This window comes from Bradyrhizobium ferriligni (assembly GCF_056837965.1).
This window is the reverse complement of record NZ_JBXEJO010000091.1, coordinates 1-19638: the sequence shown is the minus strand read 5'-3', so window position 1 is coordinate 19638 and position 19638 is coordinate 1. Positions and strand designations below refer to the sequence as shown.

Annotated in this window: 23 protein-coding genes; 11 read left to right on the top strand and 12 right to left on the bottom strand. The window is 63.5% G+C overall.

Translation table 11 applies throughout. The annotated features are described in order from the left end of the window. On the bottom strand, window positions 1–1218 hold the full coding sequence (locus tag AC1VNY_RS37205; RefSeq protein WP_482408894.1) for a glycosyltransferase family 87 protein: 1218 nt from the start codon (window positions 1216–1218) through the stop codon (window positions 1–3). A 526-nt stretch (window positions 1219–1744) separates the two neighbouring features. On the opposite strand from AC1VNY_RS37205, the gene AC1VNY_RS37200 reads away from it, so the two are divergent. Then, on the top strand, window positions 1745–2950 hold the full coding sequence (locus AC1VNY_RS37200) for a glycosyltransferase family 87 protein (RefSeq protein WP_482408893.1): 1206 nt from the start codon (window positions 1745–1747) through the stop codon (window positions 2948–2950). Window positions 2951–2990: 40 nt separating this feature from the next. Here the strand turns inward: AC1VNY_RS37200 and AC1VNY_RS37195 are convergent, their stop codons facing one another. Genes AC1VNY_RS37195 through fliL form a run of 4 tightly spaced genes read right to left on the bottom strand, consistent with a single transcriptional unit; the run spans window position 2991 to window position 5973 of the window. Then, the gene (locus AC1VNY_RS37195) at window positions 2991–3797 is read right to left on the bottom strand and encodes a MotE family protein (RefSeq protein WP_482408892.1); all 807 of its coding nucleotides are present in this window, start codon (window positions 3795–3797) and stop codon (window positions 2991–2993) included. Then, window positions 3794–4267, bottom strand: coding sequence for a DUF6468 domain-containing protein (locus AC1VNY_RS37190; RefSeq protein ID WP_212057390.1), 474 nt, complete (start codon window positions 4265–4267; stop codon window positions 3794–3796). The genes AC1VNY_RS37195 and AC1VNY_RS37190 overlap by 4 nt, the downstream gene beginning before the upstream one ends. After that, window positions 4264–5466 carry a flagellar motor switch protein FliM gene (gene fliM, locus AC1VNY_RS37185; RefSeq protein WP_028339794.1) on the bottom strand — a complete coding sequence of 401 codons (1203 nt, stop codon included), beginning with the start codon at window positions 5464–5466 and terminating at the stop codon, window positions 4264–4266. Before fliM ends, AC1VNY_RS37190 begins: the two co-directional genes overlap by 4 nt. Window positions 5467–5484: 18 nt before the next feature. Further along, window positions 5485–5973, bottom strand: coding sequence for a flagellar basal body-associated protein FliL (gene fliL / locus AC1VNY_RS37180; RefSeq protein ID WP_028339793.1), 489 nt, complete (start codon window positions 5971–5973; stop codon window positions 5485–5487). Between the two features lie 382 nt (window positions 5974–6355). On the opposite strand from fliL, the gene flgF reads away from it, so the two are divergent. From flgF to AC1VNY_RS37140, 8 genes are all read left to right on the top strand, one after another. Continuing rightward, window positions 6356–7120: a flagellar basal-body rod protein FlgF gene (gene flgF / locus AC1VNY_RS37175; RefSeq protein WP_482408891.1), complete on the top strand. Its 765-nt coding sequence runs from the start codon at window positions 6356–6358 to the stop codon at window positions 7118–7120. A gap of 16 nt (window positions 7121–7136) precedes the next feature. Continuing rightward, complete coding sequence (flgG, locus tag AC1VNY_RS37170) at window positions 7137–7925, top strand: flagellar basal-body rod protein FlgG (protein ID WP_028337173.1); 789 nt, start codon at window positions 7137–7139, stop codon at window positions 7923–7925. A gap of 2 nt (window positions 7926–7927) precedes the next feature. After that, complete coding sequence (gene flgA / locus AC1VNY_RS37165) at window positions 7928–8983, top strand: flagellar basal body P-ring formation chaperone FlgA (RefSeq protein ID WP_482408890.1); 1056 nt, start codon at window positions 7928–7930, stop codon at window positions 8981–8983. Between the two features lie 5 nt (window positions 8984–8988). Beyond that, window positions 8989–9741, top strand: coding sequence for a flagellar basal body L-ring protein FlgH (flgH, locus tag AC1VNY_RS37160; protein WP_028339789.1), 753 nt, complete (start codon window positions 8989–8991; stop codon window positions 9739–9741). A gap of 324 nt (window positions 9742–10065) precedes the next feature. Beyond that, entirely contained in the window at window positions 10066–10500 is a 435-nt protein-coding gene (locus AC1VNY_RS37155) for a hypothetical protein (protein WP_461193290.1), read from the top strand. A gap of 96 nt (window positions 10501–10596) precedes the next feature. Then, window positions 10597–10890 (top strand): hypothetical protein, encoded by a 294-nt coding sequence (locus tag AC1VNY_RS37150; protein ID WP_026193017.1) that lies wholly within the window; start codon window positions 10597–10599, stop codon window positions 10888–10890. A 203-nt stretch (window positions 10891–11093) separates the two neighbouring features. Beyond that, the gene (locus AC1VNY_RS37145; protein ID WP_482408889.1) at window positions 11094–11414 is read left to right on the top strand and encodes a hypothetical protein; all 321 of its coding nucleotides are present in this window, start codon (window positions 11094–11096) and stop codon (window positions 11412–11414) included. Window positions 11415–11602: 188 nt separating this feature from the next. After that, on the top strand, window positions 11603–13045 hold the full coding sequence (locus AC1VNY_RS37140; RefSeq protein ID WP_482408888.1) for a DUF1254 domain-containing protein: 1443 nt from the start codon (window positions 11603–11605) through the stop codon (window positions 13043–13045). Between the two features lie 147 nt (window positions 13046–13192). Here the strand turns inward: AC1VNY_RS37140 and AC1VNY_RS37135 are convergent, their stop codons facing one another. The 5 genes from AC1VNY_RS37135 to AC1VNY_RS37115 are packed head-to-tail and all read right to left on the bottom strand — an operon-like array spanning window position 13193 to window position 15251. Next, window positions 13193–13696, bottom strand: coding sequence for a GNAT family N-acetyltransferase (locus AC1VNY_RS37135; RefSeq protein ID WP_482408887.1), 504 nt, complete (start codon window positions 13694–13696; stop codon window positions 13193–13195). A gap of 34 nt (window positions 13697–13730) precedes the next feature. Continuing rightward, on the bottom strand, window positions 13731–14162 hold the full coding sequence (locus AC1VNY_RS37130) for a DUF1801 domain-containing protein (RefSeq protein WP_028341675.1): 432 nt from the start codon (window positions 14160–14162) through the stop codon (window positions 13731–13733). A gap of 59 nt (window positions 14163–14221) precedes the next feature. Next, window positions 14222–14455, bottom strand: coding sequence for a hypothetical protein (locus tag AC1VNY_RS37125; RefSeq protein ID WP_482408886.1), 234 nt, complete (start codon window positions 14453–14455; stop codon window positions 14222–14224). Window positions 14456–14499: 44 nt separating this feature from the next. Continuing rightward, window positions 14500–14931 carry an SRPBCC family protein gene (locus tag AC1VNY_RS37120; protein ID WP_482408885.1) on the bottom strand — a complete coding sequence of 144 codons (432 nt, stop codon included), beginning with the start codon at window positions 14929–14931 and terminating at the stop codon, window positions 14500–14502. Beyond that, on the bottom strand, window positions 14928–15251 hold the full coding sequence (locus AC1VNY_RS37115) for an ArsR/SmtB family transcription factor (protein WP_016846748.1): 324 nt from the start codon (window positions 15249–15251) through the stop codon (window positions 14928–14930). Before AC1VNY_RS37115 ends, AC1VNY_RS37120 begins: the two co-directional genes overlap by 4 nt. 897 nt (window positions 15252–16148) lie before the next feature. Here AC1VNY_RS37115 and AC1VNY_RS37110 point away from each other — a divergent pair. Then, complete coding sequence (locus AC1VNY_RS37110; RefSeq protein ID WP_482408884.1) at window positions 16149–16901, top strand: carbonic anhydrase; 753 nt, start codon at window positions 16149–16151, stop codon at window positions 16899–16901. A 219-nt stretch (window positions 16902–17120) separates the two neighbouring features. On the opposite strand, the gene AC1VNY_RS37105 is transcribed toward AC1VNY_RS37110, so the two are convergent. Beyond that, window positions 17121–17906 (bottom strand): 2-keto-4-pentenoate hydratase, encoded by a 786-nt coding sequence (locus AC1VNY_RS37105; RefSeq protein WP_482408883.1) that lies wholly within the window; start codon window positions 17904–17906, stop codon window positions 17121–17123. A 108-nt stretch (window positions 17907–18014) separates the two neighbouring features. Next, window positions 18015–19043, bottom strand: coding sequence for an SDR family oxidoreductase (locus AC1VNY_RS37100; RefSeq protein WP_482408882.1), 1029 nt, complete (start codon window positions 19041–19043; stop codon window positions 18015–18017). A gap of 98 nt (window positions 19044–19141) precedes the next feature. On the opposite strand from AC1VNY_RS37100, the gene AC1VNY_RS37095 reads away from it, so the two are divergent. After that, window positions 19142–19573 (top strand): winged helix-turn-helix transcriptional regulator, encoded by a 432-nt coding sequence (locus AC1VNY_RS37095; RefSeq protein WP_482408881.1) that lies wholly within the window; start codon window positions 19142–19144, stop codon window positions 19571–19573. The last annotated feature ends 65 nt before the right edge of the window (window positions 19574–19638 follow it).

Here is a 19638-nt window from a genome sequence, read left to right as displayed (position 1 = left end):
TCAGACCGCCGCGACCTCTCGCTCGCCATGCGCCGCTTGCCGCGTCTGCGTGCTCTCCCGGACCAGCAACCAGCAGAACAGGATGATGACCGGAGAACCAAAAGGCAGCGGCTTCACGACCGACAGTTGATAGAGGACAGGTAGGTAGAAGACCATCGGCGCGAGAAACGTCACGCCAAGCACCATTTTCGACCAGGCCGGAAAGCCGACCCTCAACCACTCGCGGAGCATCCAGGCCAGCGGCAGCGCCATGATGAGCATGTCGTAGAACAGGCAGAACGGCGTAATCAGAAGGCAGGCGAGCACGATGATCGAGCGTTCGGTGGCAGCACTGATCTTCTGACGCAGCATCCAGACCAGCACACACGTCATGCCCAGCGCCACGAGGCCGTGAATGATAAAGGCCGTGTTGACGCCGGCGCCAAGCAGGCGCGCTGTCGCGTACACGCTCTGCAGCAATGAAAACTCGACGTCGCCGTTCTCTAGAGCCTGACGGGCGGAGTGAGAGACGTCGAGGAAGTTGAGCCATGTATCCAGGCCGAACAGCAGCGCGGACAGCACGACGAGCGAAATCGACGACATGCCTGCCCAGATCAGCGTGCGCCAGCGACCTGTGACGATCAAGGCGATCGGCACGGCCAGCGCCAGGTGCGGCTTGATCACCATCAGCCCGAGGATCGCGCCCGCGAGCTTTGGCCTTCGGTCCATGATGTTGAGACCGCACCCAAGGATCGATGCCGTCAAAAAGGCGTTCTGCCCTGCCACGGCATTAAGATAGACCGGCGCATAGGCGAGGATCGCGACCAGGCACCAGGGCGTTCGCAAGATACGCCAGATCACCGCGGCGAACGACGCTGCCGTCACACTGATGAACACGAACAGCGAGACGAAATACGGCGCGAGCGCGAGCGGCAGGCACACGAGCAGCATCGTCGGCGGATAGAAGAACGCCTCGTAGCCCTCTCGCAGGTATGGAGCTTCCGCGAGCAGATGCAATTCGGGCACATAAACCTCGGCGGGATGCCCGGCTAACACCTGAAGCGAGGCCGCCCAGAACGTCAGGAAGTCCGAGCCGAGCAGAAAGTTATTCGCGCCATAGCCGCCATCGCGGTAAAATAGCAAAAGCGACCTCGCAAGGGTCAGCACCAGCACAATTGCGACGCCACTCACGTACAGTCGGGCGCGCGGCGCGGTGAGCCATGGCATGTCTTTCAGCATCGGCAATTCCTGAAACACCACCTTGAGACATAGCGAGTTCAATTCCAGAATGACAAATCGGTTGCAACTTAACGCTACCGGTTAAGGCTACCATAACCCGGGTGCCCGGTGGCGATCGTGCCCATCGGGCAGAGCGCAAAAGATCTCCGCATCTCGCATTGGGATAAGATCGCAATCAGACACCTCTCGGCGTCGATACGCGTTTGGCTTCGCTGAGATCCCGTCGAGCCCGCATGACCGGAGACAGCGAACATCCTCGTCTGCCAGCCGGCACATGGCGCTGCAGCGCCTCCGACTGCACCTTTGTCGTACGTGATGACGATGCCCCTGAAGCCGATGGCGTCGGCTTCCGTCTTTGCATCGAGAGGGTCACCCCCGATCCACCGGGCATGCGCGGAACCTCTGGCGATTAACCCAACGCCGCATGGAGATCGGCCACTCGCTTGCGCCACCGCCAGTTGCGGTATACAAACGCTTACATTTCAAGCAATTCTTAGTTTCTGGCAGTTTCATGAACGGATTTGGAATGGTGCGCGCCCGTGCGGAGCGCAGCGGATACGACCGTGCATTGGCCATTGCCTGCCTCATCGTGTTGGGCTTTACCCTGTACTGCGTGCTACCGAAAGTCGTTGACGGTACCGGCGCGACCGGGCTCGACTTTTCATGCTTTTGGAGCGCGGGGCAGATGGCTCTCGATGGCCATGCCGCCACCGCCTACGATTGGCCGCGGTTGCGGCAAGCGATCATTCAAATACACCCCAGCTTGAACCAGGCTCCGTTCCCCGTTTACGAGGTGCCGATACCGTTTTTCTACCCGCCGTTTTTTTTCTTTGCGGCGGCACTGCTGGCACTGCTGCCGTTTCCGACCGCGTTCTGGATCTGGAGCACCACAAAGCTGCTGTGCTGGGCGGTCGTTGTTTACGCAATTCGGCCGCGCTTCGCCGTACTGCTGCTGGCATTCGCCGTGCCGGCCGTCCTCTACGATTTCATTGTCGGCCAGAGCTCCTTGCTCGCGGCATCGCTGCTCGGCGCCATTCTGCTGACGCTGGACAGGCGTCCGATCGTCAGCGGCTTCCTGATCGCGCTGCTGATCTTCAAGCCGCAATATGGCGTCCTGCTTCCCCTCGTTCTGATAGCTACTGGACGCTGGACCGTCTTCATCACAGCCAGTTTGGTGGTACCGGTGCTCATGCTGCTCACCGGGCTTACCTTCGGCTGGGACACTTTTGAGGGGTTCCGTGAGGCAGCCATCTTCGCGACGACGCAGTTCCATCTCACCGGCACGCTGGCTTGGTACAAGCTGCAGAGCGTCTACGGCTTGCTTCGGTTTGCCGGCTTTGGCTACGGATCGGCCATCGCATTGCACGTCGCGGTCGCTGCGGCAGCCGCGACGTGGATGCTGATCATATGGCGCCGCAACGTCAGCTTCGCCGTCAAGGCCGCGAGCCTGCTCGTCGCAACATTGCTCGTCTCTCCCTACTTCGCGATCTACGATACGGCGCTACTGGCTCTCGCGCTCATCTTTCTCATGAACGCGCCCATGGCCGAACATGGCTCGCTGCTCTCGAATCGCTCCGAACTCCGGATCGGGTTCGGCGTGCTTGTCCTGGCGGGGTTCACCTACCCGGTCGCACTCGTCCCCGTCGGTCCGTTCATGTGCGCGACCCTCATCGCGATGATCTGGATTAGATGCAGGCAACCCGGCGTTAAGCCGGATCTGGCTTACGGCTGAAGAGGCCACCACCAATTGGCGGACTTCCCGATAGCTCCCGTCAATTCGTCTTCGGCGTGAGCATCTTGCCTTCGATCTTGGGAAGGTCGTCGGTCGAGGCCGACTTGTCGCCGCCGGCACGGCGGGCGAGTTCGACCGTGAGCCGTTCGGCGGCTTCCGGCTGCATCAGGCCGAGGATGTCGGACATCTTGCGCGGCTGGATCTGCGAGGCAATCTGGTAGAGCACGTTCATTTCCAGACGATCGAACACCTTCGCGGCGTCCTTCGGCTTCATGTTCTCGTACATGGTGACGATGCCCTTGAAACGCGCGGCATCGGCTTCCGCCTTTGCCGCGGCATCGGCATTCGCCTTGGCATCATTGGCCTTGGCCTCCTCGACCTTGGCCTCGATGCGCTTCTCGGCGGCCTTCAACAGGCTTTCGCGGATCTCGACCTCGCGCGCGCGTGTCTCGAGCTCCTGGCGGCGCGACTGCAACCGTTCCAGGATCGCGCGCTCCGACGCCGACACCGGCGCGGGTGCATCCAGATTGACGACAACGCCATCGGGCTTTGACGGCTCCGCGGCCGGTGCGGCCGGCTTCGGCGCCTCGTCCTTCTTGGCGTCCTTGTGCTCGACCGATCCCGTGATGTCGCCGGGATCGCCCTTGATCTTGCTGTCAACAACCACAGCCTTGCCGGCGCCGGGGAAGTTGAAGTTCTGTTGCGCCCATGACTGGCCGGCCGGCGGCGTATCGTCGGCAAACACGTAACCGCCATCGAGCACGAGGCCGGCAACCTTCAGCACCATCAGGCCGAAGATCGCGACCAGCACCACGGGCATCACTCTGATGTCACGAAGCAACTTCATGCAGCGAGGCCGCCGGCCCTCCTGCGCTCGGTGAAGGCTTCAGCCGCCGCGGCAACCGCGTGCGCGGCCGAGACCCTGGGCGCCGGCGCCACTGGCGCGGCGGGCGCAGCTGCCTGTGCCGGTGCATGCGCGGGCTCCGACGGCCGCGCGGCCAGCGCGATCTTGGACAGGCGGCGCACCACGTGGTCGCCCTCCGCCAGCTGGCTCTTCAGCAGCGCCGACATCTGCGTCGCCGCATCGAGCTGGTTGCCGAGGTTCTCGTTGACGTCGCGCACCGCGTGCTTCAACCCGCCGATCGCCCGCTCCGCGATCTCGGTCGCGGTGATCAGTTCGGCGATCGTCGCCTTCAGCGAATGCTCGTCGGCCTTCAGCCGCTGCAGGCGTTTGTTGAGCAGCCAGCAATAGCCGATCGTCAGCATCAGCAGCACGGCTACGAGACTCTCGATTGCTAGTCCAAGCACATGACTCATGGTGCCTCCATCATCTTGGTCCGCTCGTCCGCCTTCTCGAACATCGCGAAGGTGGTTTGGGGTTTACGCAAATTCTTGGTGACGCGGATCGCGACGCGGTCGCCGACCCGGCCCATGCGCCCTTCCGTCAGGGTGACATTGCCGCAGCGCACCGAGACCAGCGCGTCGGAGCGGATATCCAGCGGCAGGGTGTCGCCGACCTTGAGCTTCATCAGCTCCTTCAGCGGGATATCGGCTTCATAGAGCACCGCATCGACCGAGATCTCGGCCTGCGCCACTTCGGTGGCGAAATGGCCTTCCCAGATCGGGTCGCGGCCGAATTTTTCGCCCATGAACATCTGCAACAGCACGTTGCGGATCGGTTCGATGGTGGCGTAGGGCAGCAGCAATTCGACATTGCCGCCGCGGTCTTCCATGTCGATGCGCAAGCGCACCAGGATCGCGGCATTGGCCGGGCGGCTGATCGCTGCAAAGCGCGGGTTGGTCTCGAGCCGGTCGATCGTGAAGGTCACCGGCGACAGCGGCCGGAACGCCTGCTCGGCATCCGACAGCACCACCTCGACCAGGCGCTTGACGAGGTTGGTCTCGATCGTGGTGTAGGGCCGGCCCTCGATCTTGAGCTGGGTCTGGCCGCGGCGGCCGCCGAGCAGCACGTCGATCATCGAATAGATCAAGTTGGAGTCGACCATGGCGAGGCCGAAATTCTCCCACTCCTCCGCCTTGAACACCGAGAGCACCGCGGGCAGCGGGATCGAGTTCATGTAGTCGCCGAAGCGCACCGAGGTGATGCGGTCGAGCGAGACCTCGACGTTGTCGGAGGTGAAATTGCGCAAGCTGGTCGTCATCAATCGCACCAGGCGGTCGAACACGATTTCGAGCATCGGCAGACGCTCGTAGGACACCATCGCGGAATCGATGATGGCGCGAATGCCGGAATGGTCGTCGAGGCTGACGTCGCCGACCGTGAAGCCGAGGAGATTGTCGATCTCCTCCTGCGACAGCACGCGCTCGCCATTGGTGTTCTTGCCGCCGAAGTCACGGCTGCCGTCCTCGACCATGGCGGCCCATTGCAGCGCCATGTTCTCGGTGAGCTCGTTCTTGGCGGCTTCCGCCGCGGCCGCCTCGGGATCCTCGGAATCGAGCGAGGCTTCCCATTGGGCCGCAATGGCGTCCTGGTCCATCTGGTCGTTGCCGGCCATGGCTTTACATCCACCCCGTCACTGGATCACGACTTCCTTGAACAGCACCGCGTTGACCTGGTTGGGTGCCAGCGCGAGATTGACGCGCTTGGTCAGTTCTTCCTTGAGGCGGAACAGGCCGGCCGAGCCGTTGAGGTCGCTCGGGCGCAGCTCGCGCATGTAGGTCTGGAACAGGTCGGTGACGCGCGGCAGCGCCGGCTTGATCGCCTCGACCTGCTTCTCTTCCTTGACCTCGAGCACGAGCTTCAGCTTGAGATATTGCACGCGCTCGCCGGGCGCGCCGACCAGATTGACCAGCATGTCAGGCACGTCGACGAAGCTCGGCGGCTTCGGCGGCGGCGCTTCGGCGTGCTGCTCCTCGCCGTGGCCGCGCATGAAGAAGAACCAGCCGCCGGCGCCCGCGCCGAGCACGACGAGGAAGCCGACGACGGCAATGATCAGCTTGAGCTTGCCCTTCTTCGGAGCGGCCGCGCCCTCGCCGCTCTCAGTCTTTTCCTCGTCCGCCATCGTCCGCTCGCTTCACCCAGAAGGATGCGAACGCGATTGGCACCAGCCCTGGCTTGAAGACGCGATACAAATGCCGCCGGCGCACACGCGCCCCAATAATGGCAACGCTAGGGTCATAATGGTTAACGGAAGCTTAGGATTTACCATCCACTAGGAAAAAACTGCCGGGCAAACATGGTCAACAAGACCTTTCTGCCGCCCCTTGCGCGCCACGGCCAAACATCTAAGCCATTCAAATAACAAGATATTTCAAGTTGGCACGGCTTTCGCTGAGAGCACGGCGTGACTGGCGGGTTTGGGAGAACCCAATGGTTACCGACGGGTCCGGCGTGAAGGTTTGGGAGAACCTGCATTCGGATCGCCTCACAGGGGAGAACCACCGATGCAGAATACCCTTCTGGTCGGCCTATCGAAGCAGATGGTGCTGGAACGGCAGATGGATGTCGTCTCCAACAACATCGCGAACATGAACACCAACGGCTACAAGGCCGACCGGTCGCTGTTCCAGGAATATCTGTCCTCGAACGCGCATGAGGACAATTTCGCCGCTCGGGACCGTCGCGTCTCGTTCGTGCAGGACCGCGCGACCTTCCACGACTTCTCGCAGGGCCCGACCGAAGAGACCAAGAACCCGCTCGACGTCGCGATCGACGGCAACGCCTTCCTGGTGGTGCAGACGCCGGCCGGCGAGCGCTACACCCGCGAAGGCAATCTGGCGATCAACAGTCGCGGCCAGCTCGTCACCGCCTCGGGCTACCAGGTGCTCGGCACCTCCGGCCCGATCACGTTCCAGCAGACCGACCACGACGTCAACATCGCCACCGACGGCAACATCAGCGTGCTCGAGGGGACCTCCCGCCTCGACTCGATCCGCGGCAAGCTGCGCCTCGTCTCGTTCGCGCAGGCCCAGCGCCTGCTGAAGGAAGGCTCCAACCTCTACGCGCCGGGCGAAGGCACGCAGGCGCTGCCGGACACCAAGGCCCAGATCCGCCAGGGCTTCATCGAGAAGTCGAACGTCAATTCCGTCGTCGAGATGAGCCGCATGATCGAGATCACGCGGACCTACACCCAAATCGCCTCGCTGCTGCAGCAGCAGAGCGACCTGCACAAATCGGCGATCGAGAAGCTCGCCGACGTGCCGAACTGATCCGGGGGATTGACCGATGCGCGCACTTTATACAGCTGCGACCGGAATGGCGGCACAGGAACTCAGCGTTCAGGTGATCTCCAACAACATCGCGAACCTGCGCACCACCGGCTACAAGAAGCAGCGCGCCGCGTTCCAGGACCTGATCTACGACCATGTGCGGCGGGTCGGCGCGCAGGCCTCCGACCAGAACACCATCATGCCGATGGGCATCGACCTCGGCGGCGGCGTGAAGACCGTCGGCACGCCGCGCATGATGACCCAGGGCACGCTGTCGCCGACCGGCAACGATCTCGACATCGCGATCCGCGGCGAAGGCTTCTTCAAGATCCTGATGCCGGACGGCACCTTCACCTACACCCGCGACGGCTCGTTCCAGATGGACAATCAGGGCCGCATCGTCAACGCGCAGGGCAATTTGCTGCAGCCGACGATCACGATCCCGCAGAACGCATCCGGCCTCACCATCAATGCGCAGGGCCAAGTCTCGGTGACGCTACCGGGCCAGACCGCATCGACCAACATCGGCCAGATCGGCCTGACCCGCTTCATCAACAAGGCCGGCCTGATGCCGATCGGCGACAACCTGTTCCAGGAAACGCCGGCCTCCGGCCAGCCGCAGGACGGCACCGCCAACACCGACGGCTATGGCGACATGCAGCAGAGCAACCTCGAACAGGCCAATGTCGAGGTGGTCTCGGAAATCTCCGACCTGATCGCCGCGCAGCGCGCCTATGAGATGAACTCGAAGGTGGTCTCCGCCGCCGACCAGATGATGCAGTCGACCTCCAACCTGTTCCGCTGAGGATGATGTCGATGATCGCCCGCTCACTCCTGATCGCAGCCGCGCTTCTTGCAGCCTCGATGACTTCGGCTGGCGCGCAAAGCCGCCGCGAGACCATCGCGGTGCCGACCCTGCGCGCCAGCATCACGGTCGCCGACGACATCGTGCGGGTCGGCGACCTCATCGACAATGCCGGCAGCGCCGGCAGTGTCGCGGTCTACCGCGCGCCGGACCTCGGCACGACAGGCACGCTGCCGGTCGCGCAGGTGCTGAACGTGTTGCGCTCGCACCAGGTGATCGGCGTCGATACCCGCGAGCTGAAGGAGATCACCGTCACCCGGCTGGCGCGCACCATCGACAGCAAGGAGATCGAGCAGCAGGTGTCGCGCGCGCTGGAAGGCCGCCACGGGCTCGGCAGGGCCGGCAACATCGCGCTGACCTTCGACCGCGATCCCGGCGACATCCGCCTCGAGGCAACCAATACCGGCGTGATGCAGCCGATCGCCGTGCGCTACGACCCGCGCTCGACGCGTTTCGACCTGACCTTCGAGATCGGCAACGACGCCGGCGCCGCGCCGTCGAAGCTGCGCTTCACCGGAACCGCGATCGAAACCATCGAAGCCGCCGTGCTGACGCGCAATGTCGAGCGCGGCGACGTGCTGAAGGCCTCCGACGTGATCGTCGAGCGCCGCCCGAAAGCCGAGATCGGCAACGACGCGGCAGTGCGCGACAGCGCCGTCGGCATGCAGGTCCGCCGCCAGCTCCGCCCCGGCCAGGCGCTGCGCGTCGCCGACCTCGCGAAGCCCGATCTCGTCACCCGCGACCAGAATGTCACGCTGATCTATCGCGCCGCCGGCCTCTACCTGACGATCCGCGGCAAGGCGATGGATGGTGGCGCCGAGGGCGACACCGTCAGCGTCATGAATCTGCAGTCCAAGCGCGCCGTCTCCGGCGTCGTCACCGGCCGCGGCGAGGTCTCGATCTCGGTCGCGACCCCGCGCGCGGCGCCGACCGCCGACGCCACCGAGTCCAATTCCGCTTCCGTCAAGCTGAGTTCAGTCGCACCAAACGCCGAGTAAAGTTCATGTCCCAGTACCGCATCAACCGCCTCGTCCTGACTGGTGCGCTGTTCGCACTCGGAACGATCGCCAGCGGTTGCTCGTCGATCGACCGTCTCTCCCAGATCGGCGAGCAGCCGAAGCTGTCGTCGATCGACAATCCGACCACCCAGCCCGGCTACAAGCCGGTGCAGATGCCGATGCCGAAGCCCGAGGTCGCCTCCTACAGCCCGAACTCGCTGTGGCGCAGCGGCTCCCGCGCCTTCTTCAAGGACCAACGCGCCGCGCGCGTCGGCGACATCCTGACCATCACGGTGAACTTCACCGACAAGGCCGCGATCGCCAACGAGACCCAGCGCAGCCGCACCAATTCGGAAGACTCGGGCGTCACCAATTTCCTTGGCTCGCAGACCATCACGCAGCCGAACAAGATCCTGCCCGGCCGCATCCTGACCGCCGACTCCACGGCCTCCAGCGACGGCAAGGGCTCGGTCAACCGCCAGGAAGCGTTGCAAACCAACGTCGCCGCGGTCGTCACCCAGGTGCTGCCGAACGGCAATCTCGTGGTCGAGGGCAAGCAGGAGATCCGCGTCAATTTCGAAATCCGCGAGTTGATCGTGGCCGGCATCGTGCGCCCGGAGGACATCCAGAGCGACAACACCATCGATTCCTCGAAGATCGCCCAGGCCCGCATCGCCTATGGCGGCCGCGGCCAGATCACCGACGTGCAACAGCCGCGCTACGGCCAACAGGTTCTCGACGTGCTGCTGCCCTTCTAACGGCATGATCCCGCAAAGTGGAAATCGGTCGGAAACGGATCATGCCTAAGTAGGGCTTTTACGAGCTCCCACATCTCGTCGCGAACCTAGGCGCGGCGCGGTGTACCAACACGGCCCTCGCTAGCTCCCCTGGCGAGGGCCGTGGCTTTTTGTGACCGGTGGCGTGCGCCGGCGCGATCGCCGCGCATCAGTCCGATACCGCTTCACGAAAGTCGTGCCATCGCCTTGTCGGTTCGTTAACCCTCGCAGCAACGCACAGTAGAAGTCTCGACGCTTGCAACGTAGCTAGACGACAACGCAGGGTTTTCTGTTTGTATGACGGTCATGCAAAGAGACGGAAGATATGCGGCGTGGTTCCGGACGCCGCAGGGCGAAGGCACCGGAATAGTCCAGCTCGCAAATGGCAGGATCTCGGGCGGCGATGCCATGTTCACCTATGGCGGCACCTATCAGCTCGATCAGGACCGCTTCACGGCGACGCTGACGACGCACCGCTATGCTGACGGTCCGTTCACCACCGTGTTCGGATGCGACGAGGTCGAGGCGCAGCTGACCGGCTCGTTCAACGGCAACCGGGCGGTATGCTCGGGCACGGCCAAGCAAGCCCCCGGCGTGCTGTTCGAAGCCACGCTGTTTCTGCAGCAGCAGGAGCCGGAGCCCGCCCCCGGACCAAGGACCACGACAACGCGCGCGGGTGTGGCAAGGCTGCCGAAGCTCCCCGACCGGCGCACGACGGTCGTGAGCAGGCGTTTCAGCTAGTCCGTCCGCAATCCCGATGGCGTCGCCACCCGGTCCGGCGTACGATCGCGCATGCGCGAAGCGCAGCCCGATCGATGCAGCCGGAAGGAGGAACGCATGTATGCCGCCATCCGTCACGCCAAGGCGAAGACTGGTAGCGCCGAAGAACTCGCGCGCCGGATCAAGGAAGGCGCAATCCCGATCATCAGCGACGTCGAAGGCTTCATGGCCTATTACGTGGTCTATGCCGGCGACGATACGGTCACCGCGATCAGCGTCTTCAACAACCATGCCGGCGCCGAGGAGGCCAACCGCCGCGCACTGGCCTGGATCGACGACAATCTCGGTCCATTGCTGGTCGGCCAGGCCACCGCGGTTGCGGGTCCAGTGATCGTGCATACCATAGCCTGAAGGCCGCAACCGGGGTTGCGGGTCCAGTGATCGTGCACACCATAGCCTGAAGGCCGCTACCGGCAAACTTCGCCCGGCAGAAGCTGCCCGCGGCGCGTCGTGCGCGCATGGCGGCGCCACGATCCCGTTGAAATCACAGCCGCAACGGATGGCACGCCATTTGCTCCACGATTGCAGCATTGCAACGGGGACTGCGCGCGCAGATGACGTCGATCTCGGCCCTTGGATCGGTCACCGCCAGCATGACGACTGGCACATTGAAGAAACCGCTGACCGCCGACGCCACCGGCGACAGTTCGCTCGGCGACACCGTCGAGCAGAAGTTTCTCAAATACGCGCAGATGACCCCGATGGACCGGATGCGTGCGAACATCCTCAAAAGCATGGGCATGTCGGAAGAAGACCTCAAGAACATGACGGCGGATCAGCGCGCCGCGGTCGAGCAGAAGATCAAGGAGCTGATCGAGCAGGCGTTCCAGAAGAACGCCGGCAATGCCGGCCAGGCGATCGACATCTCGGCCTAGGCTGCTCGTAGCCCGTATGAGCGCTGCGACATCTGGGCATCTGAACATCCCCGGATCGCGGAGCCTATCATTGGGCGCGCGTTGGATTGACCGCTTTTTGCATAGCCAACCATCGCACAGGGCGCTATCAGTTTCCTGCTACCCATACGTGCATGATCACAAGTTGCGAACCGGAAGGAGTTGTTTTGATGTTTACGAAACGCGATCTGCTTCGCTCTGCTGCAATGAGCGCGCTCACCGTAGCCATGGCGAAGTCCACCCCGGCAATTGCGCAGAACAATGCCGATTGGCCCAGGCTGTTAGAGGCCAAGGACATCGCGGAGGAAGGCTTCATCTACGGCTTGCCGCTCGTGATGAATTATGCGGTCATGCAAGAATATGCCGTGGACAGGAACTCGGGGCAGTTCAAGGCACCGTTCAACGAAATCTACAACATGCACCACGTCGCCACCCCCGCGGACACGGCAATCATCACGCCGAACAGCGACACCCCTTACTCGATACTCTGGCTGGATTTGCGCGCCGAACCAATGGTCATCTCGGTGCCGACGGTCGAAAAGGACCGCTACTACTCGGTCCAGTTGATCGACGGCAACACCTACAATTTCGGCTACATCGGCACGCGCGCCACGGGGACCGAGCCGGGCGACTATCTGGTGGTCGGCCCCGACTGGAAAGGCGAAACGCCGACCGGAATCAAGAAGGTTTTCCGATCGACGACGCCGTTCACATTCGCGGCTTTCCGCACCCAGCTCTTCAATCCCGGCGACATGCCGAACGTCGAGAAAGTTCAAGCCGGCTACAAGGCCCAACCGCTTTCCGCCTTCCTCAAACAGCCCGCCCCGCCCGCCGCGCCGAAGATCGATTTCCTTCCTGCCACCACGGCCGGGATCAAGGATAACTTCTTCCAATATCTCGACGCAGCCCTGCAATTCGTCCCCGAGACGCCGAGGGACAAGGCGATCCGTGCGAAACTTGCGAGAATTGGCATCGGTCCCGGCAAGACCTTCGCGTTCAGGGATCTATCGCTCGAACACAAGGCCGAAATCCTGGTGGGCATGAAGCAGGGTGACGACAAGGTCGACAAATGGCTGGCCAGCGGAAACAGAAACATCAATGGCTGGAACGTTGGTTCGTTCTTCGGCGACGAGGCCTTCTTCAACGGCGATTGGGCGATGCGGGCAGGCGCCGCCAAGGGCGGTCTCTATGGCAACGATGCCGTTGAAGCGATGTACCCCTATACACGGAAGGACGCGGCCGGTGAGTTGCTCGACGGCAGCAAGCACAAGTACACCATCACCTTTGCACCCGACCAGTTGCCGCCAGTGAATGCGTTTTGGTCTGTTACGATGTACGACGGCAAGAGCCAGCTCTTGGTCAAGAATCCGATCAATCGCTACCTCATTAACTCTCCGATGTTGTCGGCGATGAAAAAGGACGCAGACGGTTCGCTGACGCTGTACATTCAAAAAGACAGCCCCGGCGCGGACAGGGAAGCAAATTGGCTTCCGGCGCCGGATGACAAAATCTATCTCGTGATGCGTCTATACTGGCCGAAGCCTACGCCACCTTCGATCTTGCCGGCGGGCGAAGGGACATGGCGGCCACCCGGCGTGAAAAAGTTCTCATAGAAGACGCAGGTCTCGACGCCTCCCATCACGGCGGTGTGCGATCGCCGGTTCTCGTGCTGTCCGCTGTTCCGCCGAAAGCGGAAGTAGATGCGTTCGCGCGACCCGTGGACACATCCGGGCTACGCTCGCTGACCGGGAGAATTCTGGCTATGACCCGAGGTCCGGCCTGTCGCTCAGGACAATGAAGACCTTGCCGCCGAAGTCGTATCGCGCAACCTCGCGCATGCCGAGCCGCCGATGCGCCTTGAGCGAGCGCGGGTTGTCTTCCCTGATGAACAGGATTGCCTCGCGGCCGGGAAAGGTCGCCTGAAGCTTCGCGTACAACGCCTCCAGGACGCCAAGGCCGCGCGCGTCCCGCGAGACGCACACCGGACCATAAACATACGCATCTGCCCGCCCCGGCCAGGCCTTCAGCATGGCCTGCACCGGCGGCGCCTCGCCATATCCCTTCTCCGACGTCAGGAGCGCGCCGAGCAACCTGCCCTCATCGTCGGTCGCGACGACGATCGGCTGCCCGTTTGCAATGCGCGTCTCGATCACCTCGCGCGGCCATTGCCCGAGCAGCATGCCGCCGCGGTCGCCGCTGTTGGCCGTCAGCAGCGCGGAGATGGAGTCCGCATCCGGCGGTGTGGCGAGCCTGGTCTTGATCATCTCGGGTAGATCGCGAGCACCATGGCGGCGCAGCTCACGCCTTCTTCTTCGCGGTCGTGCGGGTACCGGCGGCCTTCTTCGCCGGCTTCTTCGCGGATTTTTTTGATTTAGCCTGGTTGAGCTCGATCGCGGCACGAATGAGCGTCTTCAGCGCCGGGGCGTTGACCTTGTCGCCCTCGAACAGATCGATCGCGCGCCGCGCATTGCCCTCGAAGCCGGTGTTGAACAGCTTGTCGGGGTCCGGCAGCTGCGCACCATACATGAAGGTCAGCTTGACCTTGCCCTTGTGGGCGTTGCCGACCGCGATGATGCCGTCGCGCGACCACACCGGGCTGCCCATCCACTTCCACTCCTCGATGATCTCAGGATCGGCGGCGAGGATGCTCTTGCGCAGGCTGGCCAGCGTCTTGCCGCGCCAGTCGGTGAGATCCTCGATCATCCGGTCAATACGTTCCGATGCCGTCATTGCTGTCTCTCGCGCCTCATCCGCCCCAAATCGTCACGTCAAGTCGTCACGTCATGCAATCACACTTGGGACGCGGACGTCGATCCCCCATGCTGACGCCGCGGCGACAGATAAGGCAACGCGAACAGATAGAGGCCGCTGAGCAGCATGAAGATCAGCGGGAACAGGGCCAGCAACCCGATCCAGACCGCCTGCTGCTGCAGGACCATGGCGACGATGTTGATGATGACGGCGACCGTGAAGGCGATCGAGAGCCAGCGGTGCGATTGCCGGATCCAGTTGTTGCAGTTCAATGTGACCTCCTGTTGGATGAATGTTGTGAGTTCGCGAGCGCGCCTCACTCCGGCCGCGCCATCAGCTGATCGAGATTCTCGAGGAACTGCTTCCATCCGGCATGGGCGCCGCCATAGGCCTGCTTCTGATGCGGCTGGAAGCCGGACTGCTCGACGCGCAGATGGGTGCCGGTGGCCGTCGGCGTCAACGTGAAGACCACGACGCTCTCGAGATTGTAGGCGGCATCCGCATGCGCGAAATTCCAGGTGTAGGACAGCGTCCTGTGCGGCTCCACAGTGAGCACCTTGCAGTCCAGCACGCCGCCCCACTCACCGCGCAGGTTGAAGCTGTGCCCGACCTCGGGCTTGAAATCGTTCTTCATCAGCCACTCCTCCATCAGATGCGGTTGGGTCAGCGCGCGCCAGAGCTTTTCCGGCGGATGAGGAAATTCACGCTCGACGATCGCGGAGCGCGTTTCAGCGGTGGTCTTGTTCATTGGTCCATCCTTTTGAGGAGATCTTCGAGGTGGTCGAACCGGTTCTGCCAGAAGCCCGCCATCTGGCTGGTCCAGTCGATCAGCGGCGCCAGCGCGCCGAGTTGCGCGCTGTAATGGGTCTGCCTGCCTTCATGGCGGTCGCGCACCAGTCCGGCCTGCTTCAGCACACCGAGATGCTTCGACACCGCCGGCTGCGAAATCCTGGCGCGGGCCGTCAGGGCGCCGACGGTCTGCTCGCCCTCGCGACACAGGCGCTCGAAGATGGCCCGGCGGGTCGGGTCTGCAAGGGTTCGAAACAGGATGTCGTGAGCGTCTGGCATTTGCGATCAATAACCCATTGGCTATGGATTAACGTATAACCATCCAGCTATGGATGAGTCAACCAGAAACATCGGCGGTTCGGCCGTGGCCGCGGTACCTGGGGTTTTCCGGCTCAATCGCGCAACAAGACGGCCCGGTCCTTTCATAACCCGTAGGTTATCCGGTGGCGCCGATCGGCCCGTCGGGCCGTAACCCATCGCGCAGGGAAAGCCGGGTTGTTTCCGGTTACACCTGTGGTCCTACCCCCGTACTTTCTACCTTTTGCACGGGCCATTGGGTGCGATCGGCATCCGGCTTTCCCTGCGCCCTCTACAAGCGAGAGGGCGGAACGAAGAGCAAAGCTCGGACAAATCATGTCGCGAGAATGCGGAAGTTTGACTCACAACGCGCGCAACACATTCCACGTCGTCCTGGCGAAAGCCAGGACCCATTACCCCAAATGAGAGTTGTTGCGCGATGCTGAGGCCACGATCCCCTTCATCATCAAGTGCGGTGGTTATGGGTCCTGGCTTTCGCCAGGACGACGATCGTGTGTGTGTCATCCGCACTGTCATCGCCCGGCTCGACCGGGCGATCCAGTACGCCGCGGCCTCTCGGCTCAAGCACCGGCGTCTCTGGAATACTGGATCACCCACTTTCGCGGGTGATGACACCGCATGTTTGTCATCTTGAATCGAGAACCATCCTCATTATCGTCCCTGCCTAGTGCGCAACTGCGCACGGGAGCAGGGACCCATAACCACAGAAGCGGCTTGTCATGCACTATTGCAACGACGAGTCCCGTCTCCAACATCCGAGCGCGCAAAACCACATCGTTGCGGTGGCACTGCGCATGATCTACAACCTTTGCACGGACGCGCGATTGCTATTCTCGGATAATTTTACGGAGATTTTTGATGTGCCAGCTTTGCGAAATCACGGCTCCCACCCAGACCTCCCGGCGCCGCTTCCTCGCTGCCGCGGCCTGCACCGCCGCCAGCCTCGCCCTTGCATCGCCGGTTTCCGCCAAGGAAACCAAATCGCCGCCGAAGCCACAGAACGTGCTGGCGCCGGACGCGGCGCTGGACCGGCTGGTGAAGGGCAATCTCCGCTATGTCGAAGGCGTCTCGCGGCGGCATGATTTCAAGCACGAGCGCGAGGCGCTGGCCGGCGGACAGAATCCGTTCGCCGGCATCCTGAGTTGCGCGGACTCCCGCATCGCACCGGAATACGCGTTCGACACCGGCCGCGGCGATCTGTTCGTCTGCCGCATCGCCGGCAATTTCGCCAGCGACGAGACGATCGCGAGCCTGGAATATGCATCGGCCGTGCTCAACGTGCCGCTGTTCATGGTGCTCGGCCACGACAGCTGCGGGGCGGTCGACGCCGCCATCAAGTCGCTGAAGGACAACACCACCCTGCCCGGCCATCTGCCCTCGCTGGTCAATGCGATCGCGCCGGCGGTGAAGGCGACCGAGGGCAAGGGAGGCGACCGGCTCGCCAACGCCATCAGGCAGAACGTCATCGACAACGTCGCGAAGCTGAAGTCGGCGACGCCGATCCTCAGCGCCGCGGTCGATCAGGGCAAGCTCAGGGTGGTCGGCGCGGTCTATCGGCTGACCGACGGCAAGGTCGAGCTCGTCACGGACGCCAAACGCCCGGCGACTTGAAAGTCGGGTGAATTCAAGTCAAGTCAAGGTCGCGCTGCACACTCGGTGTCGTCCCTGCGAAAGCAGGGACCCATACCCCGCGGCGGCTGTCGTGAACCGCGCTCGTCGTTCCCGCGCCGTGCAACAATCAGCATTCGTGGTTATGGGTCCCTGCTCCCGTGCGCAATTGCGCACTAGGCAGGGACGACATTCCTTATGCGGAAGCGAGCTTGAATTCCACTACGTGAATGCCGCTTCCACCTTGCCGAGACCGTCGAGCTCCATCACGACCGTGTCGCCCGCGTTCAGCCACACCGTCTTGACCAGGCTGCCGGTCAGCACGATCTGGCCGGCATGCAGGCCACGGCCTTCAGTGGCGAGATGATTGGCGAGCCAGGCGAGCGCGTTGTGGGGATGCCCGAGCACGTCGGCGCCGGTGCCGCGGCCTTCTTCCTTGCCGTTGACGATCGCGCGTCCCGCGACCGCGCGCAGATCGGGCGCGGTGATGCGCGGCACCGCCTCCCCGAGCACGCAGCCGGCGGCGAAGAAGTCGTCGGCAATCAGCGTCGGCGCGCCCAGCGTCTCCCATTTGACGTAGCGGTCGTCGACGATCTCGATCGCGGGATAGTAGGCATCGATCGCTTCCGCGACCCATTCGGCGGTGAACGGCGCTTCGCTGGGAGCGAGATCGCGGGCGAGCCGCACCGCGATCTCGCACTCGACGCCGACATGGACGAACTCGGCCGCCGGCAGCCGCACGCCGCTGTCGTGCACGACCTTCTCGAACACGCCACCGCCGCAGGGGTGCGGGATGTTGATGTATTCCTGCATCACCGCGCTGGTGCAGCCGATCTTGTAGCCGACGAGGCTGCCCACGTGTGGCTGCATCAGATCGTGCAGCGCGTACTGCACCTGGTAGCCTTCGGCCTCGTCGCGCGGCGCGACGTCCTTCGGAAGCGCCTTGAGCGGCGCCCGGCTGCGACGCGCGCTGGCGATCGCCTTTGCGGCCGCGAGGACCCGATCCATCTGCGCAGCCTCCCTGGTGTTCTCGGCGGCGCGGTGGCGCCTCCGTCTGCTCGCAGCAATTCAGCACTCGCCGACCCGTCTGGCAAGCACGCTCGACGGGAGCTGCCGTCAGACCTTGACGAGGCCGAGCCGGATCAGGCTCTCGGCGGTTGCGACGATCATCTCCTCATTGCCGCGCGGGCGCCAGCCGAGCAGGTTTTGCGCCTTGGCGCTGGTCGCGCGGCGCACCTTGCCGAGCAGCGGCAGCGCGGCACGGGCCATCGGGTTGCGCCGTGCGGCGAGCCGCATCATCCAGTCCGGCGCCTGGAACCGCGGCACGCGCCGCGCCTTGCTGCCGAACTTTGCGCGCAGCACCCGCGCGACCCCGAGGATCGACATGGTCTCGCCGGCGACCGCCAGGAAGCGCTCACCGCTCGCCTTGGGCGACATCATGGCGCGCAGATGCAGGTCGGCGACGTCGCGCACGTCGACGAGGCCGAAATGGATCCGCGGCACCGCCGGCATCGTGCCGTCGAGCAGCGCCTTGACGATGCCGATCGACTCGGAGAAATCGGCACCGAGCGCCGGGCCGAACACCGCGGTGGGGTTGACCACGGCAAGCTCGAGGCCGTTGCCTTCGCGCGCGACGAAATCCCAGGCGGCGCGCTCAGCCAGCGTCTTGGATTTCGGATAGGCCTGCACACCCTCGCCATCGAGATTGGACCACACCGTCTCGTCGAACGGCGCCGCTTGCGGCGGATGGCCGTAACCGATTGCCGCGAACGACGACGTCACGACGACGCGCTTGACGCCGGCGTCACGCGCCGCGCGCAACACCCGCAGCGTGCCTTCCCGCGCCGGGACGATCAACTCATTCTCGTCCTCTGGCACATAGGCGCCGAGCGGCGATGCGACATGCAGCACGTAGTCGCACCCGGTGGCCGCCTCGCGCCAACCGTCGTCGCGCAGCAGGTCAGCGGTGACGAAGCCGACCTGGTCGGGCGTCGGCGCACCGCCCTCGCGCAGCATCGCGATCACGTCGTTGCTGCGGCCCGGATTGCGTACCGTCGTTCGCACCGCATGCCCGTCGACAAGCAGCTGCAGGATGGTATGCACGCCGATGAAACCCGATCCGCCCGTGACCAATACCGTGCTCATGTCCCTGCCCTCTTCATATTCGGCAGATGGGCCCAACATTGCGCTGCCCGCCCTGCACAGGCCGCATCTGGTCACCTATCTGACCTTGGACAAGTAGGATGAAATTCGAGACCGGTATGGAAAACAATACCAGCGATATGTGTGACGGCGGTGAATGCGAGAACTGTCCGACCGACCCCAATGTGCTGATCGAATTCAAGCACGCGATCCACGCGCTCGGGGGAAAATGGAAGCTCGAGATCCTGTTCACGCTGATGAATGGCGGCGTGCGGTTCGGCGCGCTGCGACGCGCGCTCGCGCCGATCACCCAGCACATGCTGACCGCGCAGCTGCGCGAGCTCGAGCGCGACGGCCTGGTGGCGCGCAAGGTGCTCGCCGAGAAGCCGCTGCAGGTCGAATACGAGCTGACGGATTCGGCCTGGGGCCTGACGCCGGCTTTCCGCGAATTGCTGGCATGGTCGAAGACGTTCGGCCCGCGCCGCAGTGCCGCGGCAGCAAGCGAGATGACAGTCGGAGCCGGAGTCAATTGAGTGAAGTCCGATCGTATCGGCGACGGGACTCGGCCCCCTCTCCCGCTTGCGGGGGAGGGCTGGGG

What these genes read in the sequence shown, in the direction of transcription:
- flgF (WP_482408891.1), top strand. Translation starts at nt 6,356, where the DNA reads ATGCAGAATACCCTTCTGGTCGGCCTATCGAAGCAGATGGTGCTGGAA.
- AC1VNY_RS37140 (WP_482408888.1), top strand. Translation starts at nt 11,603, where the DNA reads ATGTTTACGAAACGCGATCTGCTTCGCTCTGCTGCAATGAGCGCGCTC.
- flgH (WP_028339789.1), top strand. Translation starts at nt 8,989, where the DNA reads ATGTCCCAGTACCGCATCAACCGCCTCGTCCTGACTGGTGCGCTGTTC.
- flgA (WP_482408890.1), top strand. Translation starts at nt 7,928, where the DNA reads ATGATGTCGATGATCGCCCGCTCACTCCTGATCGCAGCCGCGCTTCTT.
- AC1VNY_RS37205 (WP_482408894.1), bottom strand. Translation starts at nt 1,218, where the DNA reads ATGCTGAAAGACATGCCATGGCTCACCGCGCCGCGCGCCCGACTGTAC.
- AC1VNY_RS37110 (WP_482408884.1), top strand. Translation starts at nt 16,149, where the DNA reads ATGTGCCAGCTTTGCGAAATCACGGCTCCCACCCAGACCTCCCGGCGC.
- AC1VNY_RS37120 (WP_482408885.1), bottom strand. Translation starts at nt 14,931, where the DNA reads ATGAACAAGACCACCGCTGAAACGCGCTCCGCGATCGTCGAGCGTGAA.
- flgG (WP_028337173.1), top strand. Translation starts at nt 7,137, where the DNA reads ATGCGCGCACTTTATACAGCTGCGACCGGAATGGCGGCACAGGAACTC.
- AC1VNY_RS37200 (WP_482408893.1), top strand. Translation starts at nt 1,745, where the DNA reads ATGGTGCGCGCCCGTGCGGAGCGCAGCGGATACGACCGTGCATTGGCC.
- AC1VNY_RS37130 (WP_028341675.1), bottom strand. Translation starts at nt 14,162, where the DNA reads ATGACGGCATCGGAACGTATTGACCGGATGATCGAGGATCTCACCGAC.
- AC1VNY_RS37150 (WP_026193017.1), top strand. Translation starts at nt 10,597, where the DNA reads ATGTATGCCGCCATCCGTCACGCCAAGGCGAAGACTGGTAGCGCCGAA.
- fliL (WP_028339793.1), bottom strand. Translation starts at nt 5,973, where the DNA reads ATGGCGGACGAGGAAAAGACTGAGAGCGGCGAGGGCGCGGCCGCTCCG.
- AC1VNY_RS37195 (WP_482408892.1), bottom strand. Translation starts at nt 3,797, where the DNA reads ATGAAGTTGCTTCGTGACATCAGAGTGATGCCCGTGGTGCTGGTCGCG.
- AC1VNY_RS37190 (WP_212057390.1), bottom strand. Translation starts at nt 4,267, where the DNA reads ATGAGTCATGTGCTTGGACTAGCAATCGAGAGTCTCGTAGCCGTGCTG.
- fliM (WP_028339794.1), bottom strand. Translation starts at nt 5,466, where the DNA reads ATGGCCGGCAACGACCAGATGGACCAGGACGCCATTGCGGCCCAATGG.
- AC1VNY_RS37155 (WP_461193290.1), top strand. Translation starts at nt 10,066, where the DNA reads ATGCAAAGAGACGGAAGATATGCGGCGTGGTTCCGGACGCCGCAGGGC.
- AC1VNY_RS37105 (WP_482408883.1), bottom strand. Translation starts at nt 17,906, where the DNA reads ATGGATCGGGTCCTCGCGGCCGCAAAGGCGATCGCCAGCGCGCGTCGC.
- AC1VNY_RS37100 (WP_482408882.1), bottom strand. Translation starts at nt 19,043, where the DNA reads ATGAGCACGGTATTGGTCACGGGCGGATCGGGTTTCATCGGCGTGCAT.
- AC1VNY_RS37135 (WP_482408887.1), bottom strand. Translation starts at nt 13,696, where the DNA reads ATGATCAAGACCAGGCTCGCCACACCGCCGGATGCGGACTCCATCTCC.
- AC1VNY_RS37115 (WP_016846748.1), bottom strand. Translation starts at nt 15,251, where the DNA reads ATGCCAGACGCTCACGACATCCTGTTTCGAACCCTTGCAGACCCGACC.
- AC1VNY_RS37095 (WP_482408881.1), top strand. Translation starts at nt 19,142, where the DNA reads ATGAAATTCGAGACCGGTATGGAAAACAATACCAGCGATATGTGTGAC.
- AC1VNY_RS37145 (WP_482408889.1), top strand. Translation starts at nt 11,094, where the DNA reads ATGACGTCGATCTCGGCCCTTGGATCGGTCACCGCCAGCATGACGACT.